General features: G+C 46.6%; 17 protein-coding genes. 7 read left to right on the top strand and 10 right to left on the bottom strand.

Annotated elements, in window-relative coordinates:
• Window positions 1-36 precede the first annotated feature (36 nt).
• Together AC5ZC7_RS32135 and purD are read right to left on the bottom strand one after the other, a co-directional pair.
• Complete coding sequence (locus AC5ZC7_RS32135) at window positions 37-1,074, bottom strand: rod shape-determining protein (protein WP_245898627.1); 1,038 nt, start codon at window positions 1,072-1,074, stop codon at window positions 37-39.
• A 340-nt stretch (window positions 1,075-1,414) separates the two neighbouring features.
• Window positions 1,415-2,692: a phosphoribosylamine--glycine ligase gene (gene purD / locus AC5ZC7_RS32130; protein ID WP_496161283.1), complete on the bottom strand. Its 1,278-nt coding sequence runs from the start codon at window positions 2,690-2,692 to the stop codon at window positions 1,415-1,417.
• Window positions 2,693-2,861: 169 nt separating this feature from the next.
• On the opposite strand from purD, the gene AC5ZC7_RS32125 reads away from it, so the two are divergent.
• From AC5ZC7_RS32125 to AC5ZC7_RS32115, 3 genes are all read left to right on the top strand, one after another.
• Window positions 2,862-4,610, top strand: coding sequence for an oligopeptide:H+ symporter (locus AC5ZC7_RS32125; RefSeq protein ID WP_496161284.1), 1,749 nt, complete (start codon window positions 2,862-2,864; stop codon window positions 4,608-4,610).
• 155 nt (window positions 4,611-4,765) lie between these two features.
• The gene (locus AC5ZC7_RS32120; RefSeq protein WP_496161285.1) at window positions 4,766-6,814 is read left to right on the top strand and encodes an OPT/YSL family transporter; all 2,049 of its coding nucleotides are present in this window, start codon (window positions 4,766-4,768) and stop codon (window positions 6,812-6,814) included.
• A gap of 127 nt (window positions 6,815-6,941) precedes the next feature.
• Window positions 6,942-7,454 (top strand): hypothetical protein, encoded by a 513-nt coding sequence (locus AC5ZC7_RS32115; protein ID WP_496161286.1) that lies wholly within the window; start codon window positions 6,942-6,944, stop codon window positions 7,452-7,454.
• A gap of 124 nt (window positions 7,455-7,578) precedes the next feature.
• On the opposite strand, the gene AC5ZC7_RS32110 is transcribed toward AC5ZC7_RS32115, so the two are convergent.
• The 3 genes from AC5ZC7_RS32110 to AC5ZC7_RS32100 all read right to left on the bottom strand — a co-directional run bounded on the left by AC5ZC7_RS32110 (window position 7,579) and on the right by AC5ZC7_RS32100 (window position 11,652).
• Complete coding sequence (locus AC5ZC7_RS32110) at window positions 7,579-8,784, bottom strand: DUF1501 domain-containing protein (protein ID WP_496161287.1); 1,206 nt, start codon at window positions 8,782-8,784, stop codon at window positions 7,579-7,581.
• A 76-nt stretch (window positions 8,785-8,860) separates the two neighbouring features.
• Window positions 8,861-10,309 carry a DUF1800 family protein gene (locus AC5ZC7_RS32105; RefSeq protein ID WP_496161288.1) on the bottom strand — a complete coding sequence of 483 codons (1,449 nt, stop codon included), beginning with the start codon at window positions 10,307-10,309 and terminating at the stop codon, window positions 8,861-8,863.
• A 134-nt stretch (window positions 10,310-10,443) separates the two neighbouring features.
• Complete coding sequence (locus AC5ZC7_RS32100; RefSeq protein WP_496161289.1) at window positions 10,444-11,652, bottom strand: molybdopterin-binding protein; 1,209 nt, start codon at window positions 11,650-11,652, stop codon at window positions 10,444-10,446.
• 47 nt (window positions 11,653-11,699) lie between these two features.
• Here AC5ZC7_RS32100 and moaC point away from each other — a divergent pair, with 47 nt between their 5' ends.
• Complete coding sequence (moaC, locus tag AC5ZC7_RS32095) at window positions 11,700-12,185, top strand: cyclic pyranopterin monophosphate synthase MoaC (protein ID WP_496161290.1); 486 nt, start codon at window positions 11,700-11,702, stop codon at window positions 12,183-12,185.
• A complete protein-coding gene (locus AC5ZC7_RS32090) occupies window positions 12,169-12,765 on the top strand; it encodes an NTP transferase domain-containing protein (RefSeq protein WP_496161291.1) in 597 nt (198 codons plus the stop codon). Before moaC ends, AC5ZC7_RS32090 begins: the two co-directional genes overlap by 17 nt.
• Before the next feature lie 68 nt (window positions 12,766-12,833).
• Here the strand turns inward: AC5ZC7_RS32090 and AC5ZC7_RS32085 are convergent, their stop codons facing one another.
• Window positions 12,834-13,238, bottom strand: coding sequence for a molybdenum cofactor biosynthesis protein MoaE (locus AC5ZC7_RS32085; RefSeq protein ID WP_496161292.1), 405 nt, complete (start codon window positions 13,236-13,238; stop codon window positions 12,834-12,836).
• Between the two features lie 48 nt (window positions 13,239-13,286).
• Window positions 13,287-13,520 carry a molybdopterin converting factor subunit 1 gene (moaD, locus tag AC5ZC7_RS32080; protein WP_496161293.1) on the bottom strand — a complete coding sequence of 78 codons (234 nt, stop codon included), beginning with the start codon at window positions 13,518-13,520 and terminating at the stop codon, window positions 13,287-13,289.
• An 80-nt stretch (window positions 13,521-13,600) separates the two neighbouring features.
• On the opposite strand from moaD, the gene AC5ZC7_RS32075 reads away from it, so the two are divergent.
• Window positions 13,601-13,972: a DUF7009 family protein gene (locus AC5ZC7_RS32075; protein WP_496161294.1), complete on the top strand. Its 372-nt coding sequence runs from the start codon at window positions 13,601-13,603 to the stop codon at window positions 13,970-13,972.
• 5 nt (window positions 13,973-13,977) lie between these two features.
• The gene (gene moaA / locus AC5ZC7_RS32070) at window positions 13,978-14,949 is read left to right on the top strand and encodes a GTP 3',8-cyclase MoaA (protein ID WP_496161295.1); all 972 of its coding nucleotides are present in this window, start codon (window positions 13,978-13,980) and stop codon (window positions 14,947-14,949) included.
• A 1-nt stretch (window position 14,950) separates the two neighbouring features.
• Here the strand turns inward: moaA and AC5ZC7_RS32065 are convergent, their stop codons facing one another.
• The 3 genes from AC5ZC7_RS32065 to AC5ZC7_RS32055 are packed head-to-tail and all read right to left on the bottom strand — an operon-like array spanning window position 14,951 to window position 17,374.
• Window positions 14,951-15,694: a TSUP family transporter gene (locus tag AC5ZC7_RS32065; protein ID WP_496161296.1), complete on the bottom strand. Its 744-nt coding sequence runs from the start codon at window positions 15,692-15,694 to the stop codon at window positions 14,951-14,953.
• A 2-nt stretch (window positions 15,695-15,696) separates the two neighbouring features.
• Window positions 15,697-16,782 (bottom strand): ThiF family adenylyltransferase, encoded by a 1,086-nt coding sequence (locus AC5ZC7_RS32060; protein ID WP_496161297.1) that lies wholly within the window; start codon window positions 16,780-16,782, stop codon window positions 15,697-15,699.
• A 43-nt stretch (window positions 16,783-16,825) separates the two neighbouring features.
• Complete coding sequence (locus tag AC5ZC7_RS32055) at window positions 16,826-17,374, bottom strand: GNAT family N-acetyltransferase (protein WP_496161298.1); 549 nt, start codon at window positions 17,372-17,374, stop codon at window positions 16,826-16,828.
• Between the last annotated feature and the right edge of the window lie 110 nt (window positions 17,375-17,484).

Here is a 17,484-nt window from a genome sequence, read left to right as displayed (position 1 = left end):
GCCAGCATCTCCAAATCCGTAAACGTCAAAATAGTTTTATTGCATCAGGAACGGATACTTACCAACATGCTTTAACGCAATACCAGTACCTCTCACCACGGCGCGTAACGGATCGTCTGCTACATGCACCGGCAGTTTGATTTTTTGGGTAAGACGTTTATCCAGTCCGCGCAGTAAAGCACCGCCGCCGGTCAGGTATAAACCTCTGCGATAAATATCTGATGCCAACTCCGGAGGCGTTGTTTCCAGCGCTTTCAGGATGGCTTCTTCGATCTTAAAGATAGATTTGTCAAGGGCTTCCGCAATTTCCTGGTAAGATACCATGATTTGTTTGGGGATACCGGTTACCAGATCTCGTCCGTTAACAGGAATATCGTCTGGTGGGTTATCCAGCTCTTTCAGGGCAGATCCGATATGTATTTTAATCTGTTCTGCGGTTCTTTCACCGATTAACAAGCTATGATAGCGGCGCAGGGCTTCCATGATATCAGCAGTGAATTCATCCCCTGCAATACGGATACTCTGGTCACAAACAATACCTGCCAGGGCAATCACAGAAATACCAGTGGTACCACCACCTATATCAATGATCATGTTACCTACCGGTTCTTCTACATCGATACCAATACCCAGGGCAGCAGCCATTGGTTCATGGATCAGGTATACCTCTTTGGCGCCTGCCTGTTCAGCAGAGTCACGTACCGCTCTCTTTTCCACTTCCGTAATACTGGAAGGAATGCAGATTACCATACGCCAGCTGGGTGCAAACAGTGGCTTTTTGGGGTAAATCATTTTTATGAGTTCCCTGATCATTCCTTCAGCGGCATTAAAATCCGCTATCACGCCATCTTTCAGGGGACGTATAGTACGAAGATATTCGTGTGTTTTTTCGTGCATCATCATGGCCTTTTTTCCAACAGCCACAATTTTGCCACTAGCCCGTTCTATCGCTACAATGGAAGGCTCGTCCACTACCACCTGGTCATTATGAATTATCAGCGTGTTCGCTGTACCAAGATCAATCGCGATTTCCTGCGTTAAAAAATTAAAAAATCCCATTGTTGATACGGTCAAAAATTAGAATGCAAAAATGAATAATTCCAACGAATATACGATGCAAAAAATGGATATTCTTGCAATAATACAGCTAAATATTAAAAAAAGTTATTTGTTGTGCAAACGGCATAGTAACTGCTCTCTTTATGCTCCGACCAGATGAACGGGATTACCCCGTTTTAATTGTTCCTACTGCCTAAAATTACGCCTTTACAAGTCCCGCTTTTCAAATGTCCTGTACCAGTCCTCCCTACTGTAGCTTAACAACAGCCTTCAGCTTTCAGCTATTAGCTATTTAGGGCCTGAGCGGTTAATTATTCGCTTAAATCCCTAATAGCTAACAGCTAATGGCTAATAGCTACACGAATTCATATCCTATATCCCGGCGATATCCTTTCCCATCAAATGCAATCTGCTCGGCTGTTTGTACAGAGTGAGCCAGTGCCATCGACAGGTTGGCGGCCAGTGAAGTAACAGCCAGTACCCGACCTCCATTGGTCAGCACCTCGTTGCCTTCCTGCCGGGTACCGGCATGGAATACAATCTGGTCGCGGCCTGGAGCCGGAATACCTGTGATTACCTTATTCTTTTCATACGCTTCCGGATAACCGGCCGACACCAGCATAACAGTTGCGGCAGCACGCTCATCGGCGTAAATCGTTTGTTCATTCAGTTTTCCAGCTGATACGGCATTGAACAGCTCCAGTAAATCATTCTTTAAACGAGGCATTACCACCTCCGTTTCCGGGTCACCCATGCGACAGTTATACTCAATTACAAACGGCTCCCCTCCTACATTAATCAGGCCAAAAAAGACAAACCCATTATATACAATCCCTTCTTTTGATAAGCCCTCAATAGTAGGTCTGATCACCTTATCTTCCACTTTCTTCATGAAAGCTGCATCCGCAAAGGGTACCGGAGATACCGCACCCATACCACCTGTATTCAGCCCTTTATCACCTTCTCCTATGCGTTTATAGTCTTTTGCTTCCGGTAATATTTTATAAGAATGCCCGTCAGTAATGGCAAACACCGATAATTCTATCCCTGTGAGGAACGCTTCTATTACCACCGTTTTGCTGGCATCTCCGAATTTGGCAGCCTTAATCATCTGCTGGAATTCCTCTGCTGCCTCCTCATAAGAAGCCGTAATCACCACCCCTTTACCAGCTGCCAGCCCATCGGCTTTCAATACAATTGGTAAGGAGTGCTGTTGAATATAAGCCAGTCCTTCTTCATAGTTATCTGCATTAAATTCGCGATAACCGGCAGTAGGGATCTTGTGCCGCTCCATGAAAAGCTTCGCATAGGCCTTGCTACCCTCCAGTTGGGCACCTTCCTTAGACGGACCCATTACCGGGATATGCTGCAGGGCAGGTTCATTCTTGAAAAAGTCGTAGATCCCGTTTACCAGGGCTTCTTCTGATCCCGGCATCACCAGGTCAATAGCGTTGTCCAGGCAAAAGGACTTTATCTTCTCGAATTCACTCACCCCCATGTTTATGTTCTGCCCACACTGAGCAGTTCCGGCGTTACCCGGCGCAATAAACAGTTGACCGCAAAGCGGGCTTTGTGACATTTTAAGGGCCAGTGCGTGTTCCCGACCACCACTTCCAAGTAATAGTATGTTCATATGAATTGCCTAATAAATGCAGATGCGAAAGAAAATGCAAAGAAAGATCAAAAAAGCGCAAAAAATGAGCATTTATACCATTTTTTTACGCGAATAACTGATTTTATTTAACTTGCCATATTTAAAGGTTCTCGAAATCTAAACAACTATTGCTAAAACTAACCAATTTATGATGCAAACTGCTGTTGCACAAGAGTCCCCTATTGCCTCGGAGAAGGGCCACCCTAAGGGGCTCTCTGTATTATTTGCCACGGAGATGTGGGAACGGTTTAACTTTTATGGTATGCGGGCGTTATTAACGCTCTTCCTGGTAAACGCACTGGCTTTTTCTGAAAAACAATCTTCCCTTATGTATGGAGGATTCCTCGGTTTATGTTACCTGACCCCTATGCTGGGCGGGTATATCTCCGATAGGTACCTGGGAAACAGGAATTGCATTATATTAGGAGGTTTTACAATGGGTGTAGGCCAGCTGTTGATGGTAATGAGTGGCGTCCTGTATGCTACCAACGTGGAAACAGCTAAATTAATCGTGTGGCTGGCGCTCTTTATCATCATTGTTGGTAACGGCTTCTTCAAACCCAACATATCTTCTATGGTGGGTCAGCTTTATCCTAAAAATGACAGCCGGCTTGATTCTGCCTTCACCATCTTCTATATGGGCATTAACATGGGCGCCTTCCTCGGAATGACCATTTGCCCTATCCTCGGCGACGTGAAAATAGAAGCCACTGGGGTGAGAATCGTCAGCGCTTTCAAATGGGGCTTCCTCGCTGCCAGCATAGCCATGTTCCTGGGAACCATCCTGTTCTACTTCCTGAAAGATAAATACGTAGTAAAACCAAATGGAGAAGCAATTGGAGCGAAGCCTGATTTCAGCAAATCCGATATCAACGCCATTGGTAGCGTATCTTCAACCAACACCACCGGCGAAGCAGATAAAGCTAAATTTACCAGCACCAGCATCATCGGCGTACTAATTTTAATGGTGTTCCTCTTCGCAGGTATCCATTACCTGTCTTTGGACGCGGATCACGATATCATCAAGGAATGGATCTATCCATTTATATATGCGGCCGGTATTAGCCTCGCCGTACTGATCCTGACCGATAAATCTATCACCAAGGTAGAAAGACAAAGAATCACGGTGATCTACTTTGTGGCTTTCTTTGTGATCTTTTTCTGGGCTTGTTTTGAGCAGGCCGGCTCTTCCCTCACATTTATAGCTGATTATCAGACAGATCGCCATCTCTTTGGATGGGATATGCCGCCAAGCTTTGTACAGAACGCCAACTCCATCTTCATTATCGTATTTGCGCTGCCTTTCAGCTGGTTATGGCTGAAATTACAGAAACGCAACCTGGAACCCATTTCGCCAATAAAACAATCCCTCGGATTGGCATTGCTGGCATTGGGCTTCTTTATCATTGCTATCCAGATGAAAAGCCTGGGCGCAGGCGAAAAGCTCGGTGTAAGCTGGTTAATCCTGATGTACCTGTTCCATACCCTGGGTGAATTGTGCTTGTCGCCTATCGGTTTATCACTGGTGGCTAAACTGGCGCCTCACCGTTTCTCTTCCCTGTTAATGGGGGTATGGTTCCTGGCTAATGCCGCTGGTTACGCACTGGCCGGTACGCTTGGTGCTTTGCTGCCTCCTACTATGGACAAATACGCACTGGCTACCAAAAACGGTATCGACCTGAAAGGCATACTGGATGGTACGATCACTGCTACTGCCCAACAACTGGATAAATTAAAAGACCTGAAACTGGCCGCTCAATATCCTACTTTCGCCGGCTTTACTATTCACAACCTCTATGAGTTCTTCATGGTATTTGTGATCCTGCCAGGAGCAGCTGCCGTATTGCTCTTCCTGTCTTCCGGCTTCCTGAAAAAATGGATGAACGGTGTTAGATAAGCTGAAAGCATAAAGCAGAAAGCAAAAAGCTATTGAGGCGATTGATTAAAGCAGATATTATACTCGCTTAAATCAATCGCCTCAATAGCTTTTTGCTTTCTGCTTTATGCTTTCAGCTATTTTCGTATATTATCCATTAACAACAACATCTAAATATGTCTGACATTAACTTTAAGCCGTTCGTTCCGCCGGGCGCACAAATGAAGGAATTCACCCTCAAATCCATTTTACTGGGTTGTATCTTTGGCGTTATCTTCGGTGCGGCCACCGTATACCTGGCGCTGAAAGCGGGTTTGACCGTTTCTGCTTCTATTCCTATTGCCGTTATTGCGATTACTTTAGGGAGAAAATTTTTCAACACCACCATTCTTGAAAACAATATTATCCAGACCACCGGCTCTGCGGGTGAGTCTATCGCAGCAGGTGTGGTGTTTACTTTACCAGGCTTCCTGTTCCTGAGTGATGGAGGCGGTGCACAGTTTTTCAATTACTTCACCATCCTGATTCTGGCCATCTTCGGTGGTATCCTGGGTACACTGATGATGATCCCATTAAGGAAATCACTGATTGTAAAAGAGCATAAAACCCTGCCTTACCCGGAAGGTACTGCCTGCGGCGATGTACTCATTGCAGGAGAAAAAGGAGGCGATTTTGCAAAAACAGCTTTCTATGGGCTGGGCTTCGCATTTGTATACGCTGCTTTCCAAAAGATCTTTCATGTAATTGCCGAAACACCGGAATACATGACCAAACAAGCCAGCAAGTTTTTCCCTTCCGCCAAAATCAGTGGCGACATTACACCAGAGTATATGGGTGTAGGTTATATCATTGGTCCCCGTATTGCGGGCGTATTGGTAGCTGGTGGTGTGTTGTCCTGGCTGGCCCTTATTCCACTGCTGGCCTCCCTGTTACCAGCAGACGTGATTGCTACCCAACTGGTAAAAATAGGCTACCTCGCTAACCTGCAAACACCCGGTGGACAAGGAAACTGGGATCCACTCACCCATACCTTTGGTGACTATTCAGCAGCCGTATACTATGCCTATGTAAGGCAGATTGGCGCCGGCGCAGTAGCTGCCGGTGGTTTCATCACGTTGCTGAAAACAATACCTACCATTATTTCTTCTTTCAAAGGAAGTATAGGAGCTATAAAAGGGGGTACTGACAGCACCGATACCAAAGGCAGTATACCAAGAACAGAAAGGGATCTCAGTTTGAAAGTGGTATTATTTGGCAGCATTGGACTCATCCTGTTGATGGCTTTTCTGCCGCAACTTCCGGGTGATTCTATTGGTAAAAAATTACTGGTAGGTTTGCTGGTGGTGGTTTTCGGCGCGTTCTTCGTTACGGTGTCCAGTCGTATTGTAGGCCTGATCGGGTCTTCCAACAATCCTATTTCCGGTATGACCATCGCTACGCTGATGGGTACCTGCCTGGTGTTTATTGCAGTGGGCTGGACCGGAAAAGTGTACGAGCCAATGGCGCTGGTAGTAGGTGGTATGATTTGTATTGCCGCCGCCAATGCAGGTGGTACCTCACAGGACCTGAAATCCGGCTATATAGTAGGCGCTACGCCGATGTATCAGCAGCTGGCATTGTTTATTGGCGCTATTGTATCGTCTGTGGTAATTGGTTTAACAGTGAAATTCCTGGATAAGCCTACGGCAGAAATGATCGCCAACGGCGTAAAAGATCATGCGATTGGCAGCTCATACTATCCGGCACCTCAGGGCACGCTCATGGCTACACTCGCAAAAGGTATCCTGTCGTTTAACCTCGATTGGCAATTTGTGCTGGTAGGCGTATTCCTGGCTGTTACCATGGAATTGTGTGGTGTAAATTCATTGTCTTTCGCCGTGGGTGCTTACCTGCCGCTGTCTACTACATTGCCCATCTTCGTGGGTGGGGCTATTCGTGGGGTAGTAGATTACAAACAAAAGAAAGCCAATAAAACAACATCTCCGGAGGAAGAAGAACTCGGCAAAGGCAATCTCTTTGCAACGGGACTGGTGGCCGGAGGCGCGGTGGCAGGCGTTATCATCGCCATCCTCGCCGGATTCGATTCCACCTCAGCCATGTTAGCCAAATTAAATAAGCAGGAATTCCTGTCCAATATGTTGGGACAAAGCGGATATTATATAATAGGCTGTGCCTTTTTTGCGTTTATGGGCTGGTATTTATACCGTACCGCACGTAAAGCATAATTAGCCAACTTTTCAAGATAGAGGCGATGCCGGTAAGTGGGTGTAACAATCCTTTACCGGCATCCGTTTTTGTATTTAAATGATTAATTTAGTTGCCGAATAATTAAAACTGTTTATAATATTACCTATGCGTATATTAGTCACGGCTCTGCTCAGCGCCATTGTATTGCTGACCGTTTCCTGCTCAAAAGATAAAAAAGATGATAGCCGCCAACGTAAGTATGTGTCAATGAAACTGGATAACCGGATTTACCTGGCAGAAACGCCCAAAGGCATTATCTATGTTCCTGACTTAACCGATACCGATCCAAATAATGACTATCCCCGGATGGTAATTTCCGGACAAACTTACGGAGGCGACCAGTTCACTTTTACGCTGGCAACACCCACCCTTCCTTTTTTACCTGGAACATATCCGGCTACCAAAACAGGTAACAGCCTGCTCATTACGCTGAACAGCAGTTTTACTACCCTTACCTCTCAGGGTAGCCCCACCTTCTATATCACCATTACCCGCATCGATAACATGATGGTAGAAGGTACATTTAGTGGCTCCCTGCAGGAAACTACCGGCGCAGGTGGCCCAAGAGGGTTGAGAGATGGGTCTTTCAGAACAACTATTACACAGGTTAGTCAATAAGCAGAAAGCGAAAAGCTTAAAGCAAAAAGCTATTGAGGCGAATGATTAAAGCGGATATTTGAATTATAGTCGCTTCGATCATTCGCCTCAATAGCTTTTTGCTTTAAGCTTTTCGCTTTCTGCCCTATACAAAATCCATATGCGGATACGCTTGTCGGAGAATAGCCTTGTCATCTGCTCCCAGCCATTTATTTAACAGGGTAGCATATACGCTCTTAAAATCAACTTTATATTGCAAATCCCCTTCTCTTAAATTCATCAGATCTGGTCCGTCATTAATAATACCGGGCTGTTTTAAACCACCACCTACCAGGAACATATTGTTAGCCGTGCCATGATCCGTGCCTCCACTGGCATTCTGACTCACCCGGCGTCCAAATTCGGAGAACGTCATCACCACTACATCCTGGAAGCGGTTATTTTTTTTGAGGTCGCCGGTAAATACGGTCAACGCATCACTCAACTGCCCAAAAAGACGAGCCTGCTGATCCTGTTGATTAACGTGGGTGTCAAAACTACCATGCGATACATAATACACTTTTGTATTGATATCAGACATGATGAGGTTGGCAATGGTTCTCATGTTCTTGCCTAACTCTGTGTTGGGGTAAGCCTCGTTAGATTTATATGTCTTAAACTGTTGCTGAATATAAGCAGCCGAAGAAATGGTTTCTCCCATTGTTTTATACAGGTAATCCACGTTGCTGTGATGATCATCGGCCGGCTTACGCTGTTGCATAAGATCCTTGAAATACTTGTCGTTGCTGGTACCAAAAAGCCGCGTCGGATCTGTTACCGCCAATCCTTTATCACTATCCCCCTTCAATGCCAGGCTCAGGGTATCATCTATTTCAAGCGCCTGTGTAGGCTTATCGCAACCCTTGCACTGCGCATCGAGGTAGCGCCCTATCCAGCCATCAGACCAGTATTCATTCGACTGACTCGCGGAATGCCAGATATCCATAGAACGGAAATGCGACCGGTCCGGGTTAGGATACCCCACATTATTGAGAATGCCGAGGCAGCCATCATCATATAATCCTTTCAATCCTTTCAGGGCAGGATGTATGCCCAGGTTATCGTCCAACCGCAACGCCACATCTTTCTTTATTCCCAGCGATGGACGCATCATGTAATAAATATCATTCCGGTAAGGAATGATGGTATTCAGGCCATCGTTACCCCCAGATAATTGTATTACTACCAATACCTTGTTGCCAGGAGGCACCAGGGCGCCTCTTTCCAGCGCTTTCAGAAATTTAGGCATCATCACTGCTGCTGAAGCCAGTGAACCTACCTGTAAAAAACGACGCCTGTTGAGAATTAGCATAGCTCTTAGCTTTTAGCGGTTAGTTATTAGCCCTTAACTATTAGCTTGCTAAAAGCTAAGAGCTAAAGGCTAACAGCTAACACAGTTGATATTCCGGTGTGCTCATTACATCAATGGTCACCGTTTTAATATAGTTTTCGCGACTGCTGCTGTCAGCATATTTTTCCAGTAATGGCCGGTCAATCTGGTTGGACTGTTGCAGCAGAATCCCCGCAATTTCATTGGCCAGATTTTCCCGCGGCACGTCGCTAAAGCCTTGTATATATGGGTTCCAGTCGATTGTTGCTTTTACTTTTTTCGCAAATTGATTTTTGAGGAAATCGTTGATTTGCAGGGTCATCTTATAGTTACTGCCGTCGCCCATTTCCGGCGTCAGTTCTTTCGGCATCACATTAAATGCCTGGGAATACAGGATCACCTGTGGCACGCGCAGCCGGAACATCAGGCTGGAGCTGTCGATCCAGCTACGGCCGCCAGGCCAGCCCGCTACGTTAGGTGGATAAAAAAGCAGTTGTCCCAGTACGCGCTGAAACAACAACATTGTTTCTTCTTTTTCGAAAGTCATGGGAATGGTACGGCGAATGCCTACCAGCAGCTCTATCGGCGATTTGATACGATTCCCTACAATGCTGCTGTCGTAAAACCAGTCGGCCATAAATATTGCGCGCATCAATGATTTGATGTCATAGCCAGATTGATAAAATTGCTCCGACAGATCCTGGATATGCTCCTGGTTGGGTGTTTCACTGACAAAGTATTGATAAATTTTTGCCGTAATAAACCTGGCAGTCTGCTTTTGTTCGAGCAGTATTTTCAGTACATCATCTCCATTAAAATTACCCTGTTTGCCAAGAAAGGTTTTGATGCCGTCATCATGTTGTTTTTCGCGGAATACGAAATTGCCTTCTTCATCAAATCCCCATCCGGTAAAGGCCCTGGCGCCTTCTTTCACATCTTTCTCAGAATAATTACCTCTGCCTAAAGTAAACAACTCCATGACTTCGCGGGCAAAGTTTTCGTTGGGATGTTGTTTGCGATTTTGCTGGTTATTGAGGAACTGCAGCATAGCCGGACTTTTAGACACTGCGCTTAACAGGTCGCCGAAATCGCCAAGGGCATTATCCCGTATAACGTTCAGCAGTTGCTGATTATATAATACATCTTGTGTGCGGCAGGCAAAATGTCCATGCCAGAAAAGGCTCATTTTCTCTCGCAGCGGATGTTCTGTATTGATCATGGAAGTTACCCAGGCCACGTTAAGATCTTTGATGCCCTGTGTATTCATCTGCTGCACTTTCTTCCGTTCCTCCGGTGTCATGTCTTTACGTTTCCTGGTATCCGGAAAGTCATCAGCATCCATCACATCTACGGAGGTCATGTGTTTCCTGGTGCGGCCAATGAGTACTTTATTCACCAGTTCTTTTCGCCTGCGGGTGTCCCAGTCTGAGATAACCGGAAGAGTTTCTCCAAAGCCAGCGCGCCAGGCAAGATGTTGCAACTGAATTTTGTGGGCAACTTCGGCCATAAGCATTAATTTATAATAAGACTATTAAATGAAGTACGGGTTTAACGGGTTAAGGACGCGTGCGCGGAAACCGGCGGCTGCGGGATATTTGCGGTGTTAACGTATATGCCTGACTGTTGGGGGTGTAATACCGCTTAGCGAAACTTCCATACTTGATAACTATTCCCTTTTTCAAAAACCTGGTCTTCCAACGGCAGGGTCAGAAAAGCATCGGCCTTTAACAAACTGGCCAGATCGCCGGAACCCTGGTATGGCTGCGGGATAGCGATCATCCTGCCATCCGGCGCTGATTGCAATTTCACGGGCAAATAATATTCCAATGCCACATCAAAAATCACTTTCTCTGATAACTGTGCATATACAGGCGCCGGCAAAGTGGCGCCCATAGCAGCATTTATCCAGGATTGTACATAGCGGTAAAAACACATAAATCCGGATACCGGGTTGCCTGGCAAGGCAAACACTACCGGACCGTTGTTGAAATGTCCAAACAGGAAAGGTTTTCCCGGACGTTGCTGCACTTTATGAAATACCTGCTGCATGCCCAATTGCTGTAATATCGCCGGGAGATAATCAAATTTTCCGGCGCTCACGGCACCAGAGCTAATCCAGATATCCGTTTCTGGCAGCAGTGCCCCCAGTTGTTCGTGCATGGCAGCTTCTTCATCGGGCAAATGTATATAGCGGGCTTTGATACCCATTTGCTCGAGTGAGGCCAGCATACTGTATACGTTAGATATCCTCACCTGGTGCAGCGCAGGAGTAGCGTGTACTGGCACCAGTTCATTGCCGGTAGCAATTAATACCACCCGGGGTTGTTTACTCACCTGCACCATGGTTTTCCCTACCGTAGCCAGTACCCCTGCCTCGGCAGGACCAATGAGGGTGCCGGAAGGGATGAGTACGGCACCAGTAGCGATATCGGAGCCTATTCTGTGAATATTTTGTCCTTTTTTAACCGTTTTATGTACGGTGAACCGCCTAAAACCCTCATGCTCAGAGGCGGTCAGGTGTTCGTAAGGGATAACGGTATCCGTCATGTCCGGCAAAATGGCGCCGGTCATCACTTCTATGCAGTTGGCCGTATTGGCAAGTTGCAACTGCGGTGTACCCGCCGCCTGTATGTCTTCCACCCCAAAAATATGTTGCCCCCGTGCAAAACTTTCGTAATTCACGGCAATGCCATCCATCGTAATACGATCGAAGGGCGGAAAGGGCCTGTCGGCCAGTATGGGCTCCCGCAAAATACGGCCGGTGGCGGACTCGAAAGGTATCGTTTCCGTACCCAGGTCCCGCACAGTTTGCATCACGGCGTTAAATGCAGCAGCTACAGTCAACATCATTTTGAGTTACTTTTGTAAAAGGTGAATTGCTTTAAATTTATGCTTTTATGTCCAATGAATCAAGTGGAGGTTTTTCTCACCTCAATGAAACCGGTCAACCTGCGATGGTTGATATCAGTGGCAAACTGAATACTTATCGTATAGCCATTGCCGAGAGTCGTGTTTTTTTACCGCAGGTGGTGCGTGACCAATTCCAGGGGAATGACATACAAACCCGCAAGGGCGGCGTATTTCAAACCGCCATCATTGCAGGCATTATGGCCGCTAAAAAAACACCGGAACTCATCCCGCTTTGTCATACCTTACTGCTGGATGGCTGTGATGTAAACATACAACTGGAAGGCAGCGAAGCGGTGATCCGCTGTACCGTAAAAACCACGGGCAGAACGGGCGTGGAAATGGAAGCGCTTACCGGCGCCAGCATAGCAGCCCTTACTATCTATGATATGTGTAAAGCGCTTACACAGGAAATGGTAATCCGGGAAACCAAACTGATCAGCAAAACAGGCGGTAAACATGACTATACGAGATAATGCACCCTTAAAAGGACTGGTGCTCTGCGGTGGCTTTAGCACCCGCATGCAGGAAGATAAAAGTAGTATTGAGTATCATGGCATGCCACAATGGCAATACCTTGTACACCTGTTGCAATCCATCCTGCCGGAAGTATATATTTCCTGCCGGGAAGAACAACGGGAGAATTTTACTGCTCATGCCCATCTGATACCTGATACAGTGCCCTATGGTGGCCCCTCTGCCGGGTTACTCAGTGCGCATGCGCGCCAACCCAACACGGCCTGGCTGGTGATTGCCTGCGACCTGCCGCTAATCAGCCGGCAAAGCCTGGAATTACTCATCCGGTCAAGAAATACCAGCAAGGCGGCTACTAGTTTTATCAGCCCGTTTAATCAATTACCGGAGCCACTCATCGCTATATGGGAACCTGCCGGGCTGGCGATGCTGGCGCAAAATGTAGCTGCCGGCAAAAATTGCCCCCGCAAAACCATGTTGAACACGGATATAGCCATCATAGAAAATCCTTATGCCACAGAGCAATTTAATGCCAATACACCGGAAGAAAAAGCAACAGTATTTTTAAATTTGGGATTATAGGGAGACAGACTCCTTTTCCTGCAGGGCCCCATTAAGTTGGGATATCGCGCCCGGGCTGTATTGCCTGCTTACACCCCAATTTCCCCATCTGCAAAAAATTCCTTTTTCCAGATAGGTACTGTTTCTTTCAGGGTATCTATTACATATTCACAGGCATCAAATGCAATACCGCGATGTGCGGCTGCAACGGCTATCACCACCGCAATATCGCCCGGATATTTATCACCTACTGCATGCAGCATGACCAGTTTCTGGATGGCCCACTTTTCTTTTACCTGCGCAGCAATTTTTTCCATTTCGGAAATTGCCATCGCTTCATAACATTCGTAAAACAGTTTCAGCACCGCTCTTTGTTGGGTATGGTTCCGCACCGTACCACTAAAAATAACCTGGCCACCACATTCCGGCGACTGTATAAAATCCAATGCTTCCTGCACTGTAATTACTTCTTTGATATTGATGAGTACTTCCATTTTTTTCGCTGCTAAAAACTACTAACTATTTTACCTGGTATGATGGCATCAACCACCGCTCACCGGCGGAATCACCGCTATTTCATCCTGGTCACTGACAAACATATTATCAGCAGCATAACTACGGTTTACCGCTATCATCATGGATTTCAGCTGTTGCAGGGAAGGGTATACTTCATAGAGCCAGGCCTTCAACGCCGCCACATCGTTAATGTGTGCGGGCTTTTCCAGTACCGGTACCCCGGCAATATCCTTTGCTGCTCCAAACAATAATATCCCCATAGTCATTAAATTGTTCGTTAAAACTACAATATAGCCCCGATAAAGTAGTAATTTTAATACCGGCGCTTAAATCATTTTTTATGAAAATACGGCTAAGAGGCAACAGCATCCGGTATCGCCTGGATAAGACAGATGTAGAACTACTGGAATCAACCGGTAAAGTGGAGTCCATCACCCACATCGGTGCAGGTACCCTGCATTTTTGTGTTCGGGGGAAAGATATTACAGATCCGGTGATTAAGCTGGAACATGATGGCGTTCACCTGCTGCTGCCCAATACCAGCCTCACGGAATGGTATGCACCAGAGCAGGTAGGGTTTGAACTCATCTTGCCCAATGCCGATGGATCAGAATTAAAAATCCTGGTAGAAAAAGATTTCAAATGCCTGACCGAAAGAAACGAAGACGAAAGCCAGTCGTTCGATAATCCGATGGCCGGCCAAAATTGCTGATAAGAATGCTCACAGATGCCCATCATCGCACTATTGATTACGTCAGATTATCGGTAACAGACCGGTGCAACCTTCGCTGCACCTACTGTATGCCGGAAGACATGCATTTTGTACAACGGGCTGCATTGTTAACAGACGGGGAGATCCTTTCGTTACTGCAAATATTGGCAGCGGCGGGCATCTCCAAAGTAAGAATTACCGGCGGCGAGCCCTTTCTCCGCCCCGGCCTGATGGCATTGTTGGAAAAAATAAAAATGATACCCGGCATCCGGGAAATTGCCATCACTACCAACGGCGTACTCACGCAATCGTTTATTCCGGCATTGCAACAATTGGGAATTACTAACATCAATCTAAGCCTGGACACCTTACAGGCAGATCGTTTTACGCAAATTACCCGGCGCAACCGCTTTACTACGGTCATGGATACACTCCAAAGTTTATTACTGCACCATATGCAGGTAAAAATAAACGTAGTAGTAATGGAGCATGTGAATACAGATGAACTCACCGCGTTCACCGCGCTCACCCGCGACCATGCCTTGTCAGTAAGATTTATAGAAGAAATGCCTTTCAATGGCCAGGGACACAGCTTTTCCGGTATTACCTGGAACTATCATAAAATACTGGATGCTATCAGCGACATATATACGTTGCAAAAATTAAACGATGCGCCACACGCCACTTCTCTCAACTACAGCATTCCGGGGCATAAAGGTACCATTGGCGTAATCCCTGCCTATAGCCGCACATTTTGCGGTACCTGCAACCGACTTCGTATATCCGCTACCGGTAGCGTAAAAACCTGCCTCTATGGTAACGATGTATTACAGGTAAAGGAACTGTTGCAACACAATGCAGCACAGGTATTGCCGGCCATCCAGGCCGCTATCCATGGCCGGTTTGCAGATGGGTTTGCCGCAGCGCAGCATCATACCGGGAAAAACATGGAGAGCATGTCCATCATCGGAGGTTAACTTACTTTATCAACATTCTCACCCCGGCATATAAAATTAAGACAGCGGTAGCACCAGCCACCCATCTTGGTTTCAATATTTTTGCACTGAGCAACGCGCCTATTTGTCCGCCGGCAATCACAGCCAGCAGCAAGGGCCCTGTAAACTTCCAGTCAAATACAATCACGTGCTTGGCGGCCTGCCCGGCTAAACCCGCAATAGAATTCACGAGAATAAAAAAGCTGCTCAGCCCCGCTATATTTTTGGCCGTATCATACTTGCCCAAACGCAACACCGGCGATAAATAAATGCCGCCGCCAATGCCTGTCATACCAGACAACAGGCCGATGGCCCCACCAATAATACCATATGCCATTCCTCTGCCTTTATCGGCAGGAATAATTGGTTCTTCTTTTTCAAAAAACAGCCGGTAACACATCACCAGTGCAGCCAGCGTGAGCGCAATACCCAATACCAGGAAAAAAGTGGCCTGCTTCATGGGTAAATAACTTCCCAGGAAAGCCAACGGCACACTCACCAACGACAACTGCCAGGCCTTTTTCAGCGGCAGATGCCCATTCCTGTAAAAATGATATACCCCGCCAATCACTACTGCCACATTACATAATAGCGCCGTAGATTTCATCAACTGAAAATCTACACTCCACAAGGCCAGGATAGCCAGGTAGCTGGAGCCGCCGCCAAAACCTGCTGCTGAGTAAGCCAGTGCTACCAGGAAAAAAAGTAAACAGAGTTCTGTGATCACGGTTAGTAAGTTTGCATCTGATCATCAATTGTACAGGCCCAGGCATGAATACCGCCTTCCACATTATATACCTGGTTGAAACCCAGGTCTGTTAAGCGTTGCGCTACGGCCCGGCTTCGCATACCATGATGACAAAGCACCGCTATCGGAGCGTTTGCCGGCAGGGCAGCAGTTTGTTGTAATACCTGTCCCATAGGAATGTGCACGGACTGCGGAATATGGCATATTTCCCATTCATCTTCTTCCCGCACGTCCAGCAACATAAAGCGGGTATCTTTTTGCAGCCATTCGGCTAATTGCTGTACAGACAAGGATTGTACGCCATTCATTTCGCAAACTGTTTGTTGATAATTATGTTGCAGCGTAGTCATCTGACGATTAGCTGCTATCGGTGTAATATTAAACACCATTTGGGTATTATGCAAGGTATCGATCGTCATCAGTTGGTTCCGCAGCGGCGTACCAATGCCGGTAATTACTTTCACGGTTTCGTTGGCCTGGTAACAACCTATGAGTCCGGGTAAAACACCGAGTACGCCGATATCATTACAGTTCAGCATTTCTCCGCTTTCCGGTGCTTCCGGGAAAACACAGCGATAAGTAGCGCCTTCCTGGTAGTTAAACACACTCACTTGTCCTTCATATTTGTAGATAGCCCCATACACCAGTGGTTTGCCGGTAATTACACAAGCATCATTCACCAGGTAGCGGGTACCAAAATTATCAGAGCAATCTACAATTACATCGTAGGCGCGAAACAAGGTCAGTGCATTATCGGTAGTCAGCCAGGTATCATGCACGATATGCTTTACTTCAGGATTTAGTTGTTGCAGGCGGGCAGCAGCCAGCTGTACTTTAGAGGCGCCCTGGTCGGCGGTGGTGTACAACACTTGTCTTTGTAGGTTGGTTACATTCACGGTATCGTGCTCTACTATGCCGATGGTCCCTACGCCCATGGCGGTCAGGTATTGTAATACCGGTACGCCGAGGCCTCCGGCGCCTATTACGAGTACTTTCGCCTGTTGCAGTAATGCCTGTTTCTGTGGGCCAAATCCTTCCAAACGGGTCTGACGGTCATATCGATCCATACTGATTCATTTAGACCTTAAAATTAATCGTATTCGGGAGAAATTACGGTAGTGGTTTTACCTGGAGGTACATCGTCACCAGGTCGGCATAGGCCCCACTTTTCAGCAAAATAGCCGCAGGCTGGCGTCCGCACTCCTGGAATCCGAAGTTGCGGTACAATTGCATGGCTTTATCATTGGGTGAAAAAACATGGAGATAAATCATGGCTAATCCGGGTCGTCCTTCAGCCCACCGCAACATGGCGGTGATCAGCCGGCGGCCAATGCCCATATTCTGCCAGGGGCGCTCCACGGCAATGCCCATTTCTGACGTGTGGGCTTTCTTATGCAAACCGCTGTGATTCACATTTAAAGAGCCTATAATGCGTCCTTTTACAGTGGCTACCAGCAATAATTGATGTGGATTATCGAGATAAGATTGAATATAATCTTCTTCAGAATGGACATCCAGTTCCAATGATTCGGATGGGGTAAAAAGCAGGTTATCCGTTTCCTCCGTCAGGCGCTGAAAGCTGGCTAACAAAGCGGCGGCATCATTGATTTCGGGAGGACGAATGATGAGTTCATCGCCGTTGGGCAGGAAATGTTTCATTAGAATGGGTGCTTTTTGAAAAAATTACGAATTACGATTTACGAATTACGGATTTGTGGGTAGATAGTAAACGCGAATATTATTCGTTATAATCTCCCCACAAATCCGTA

It is taken from the genome of Chitinophaga sp. 9-1-y (assembly GCF_059511905.2).
Note: the sequence above shows the minus strand (reverse complement) of the source record. Positions and strands in the feature narration are given on the sequence as shown.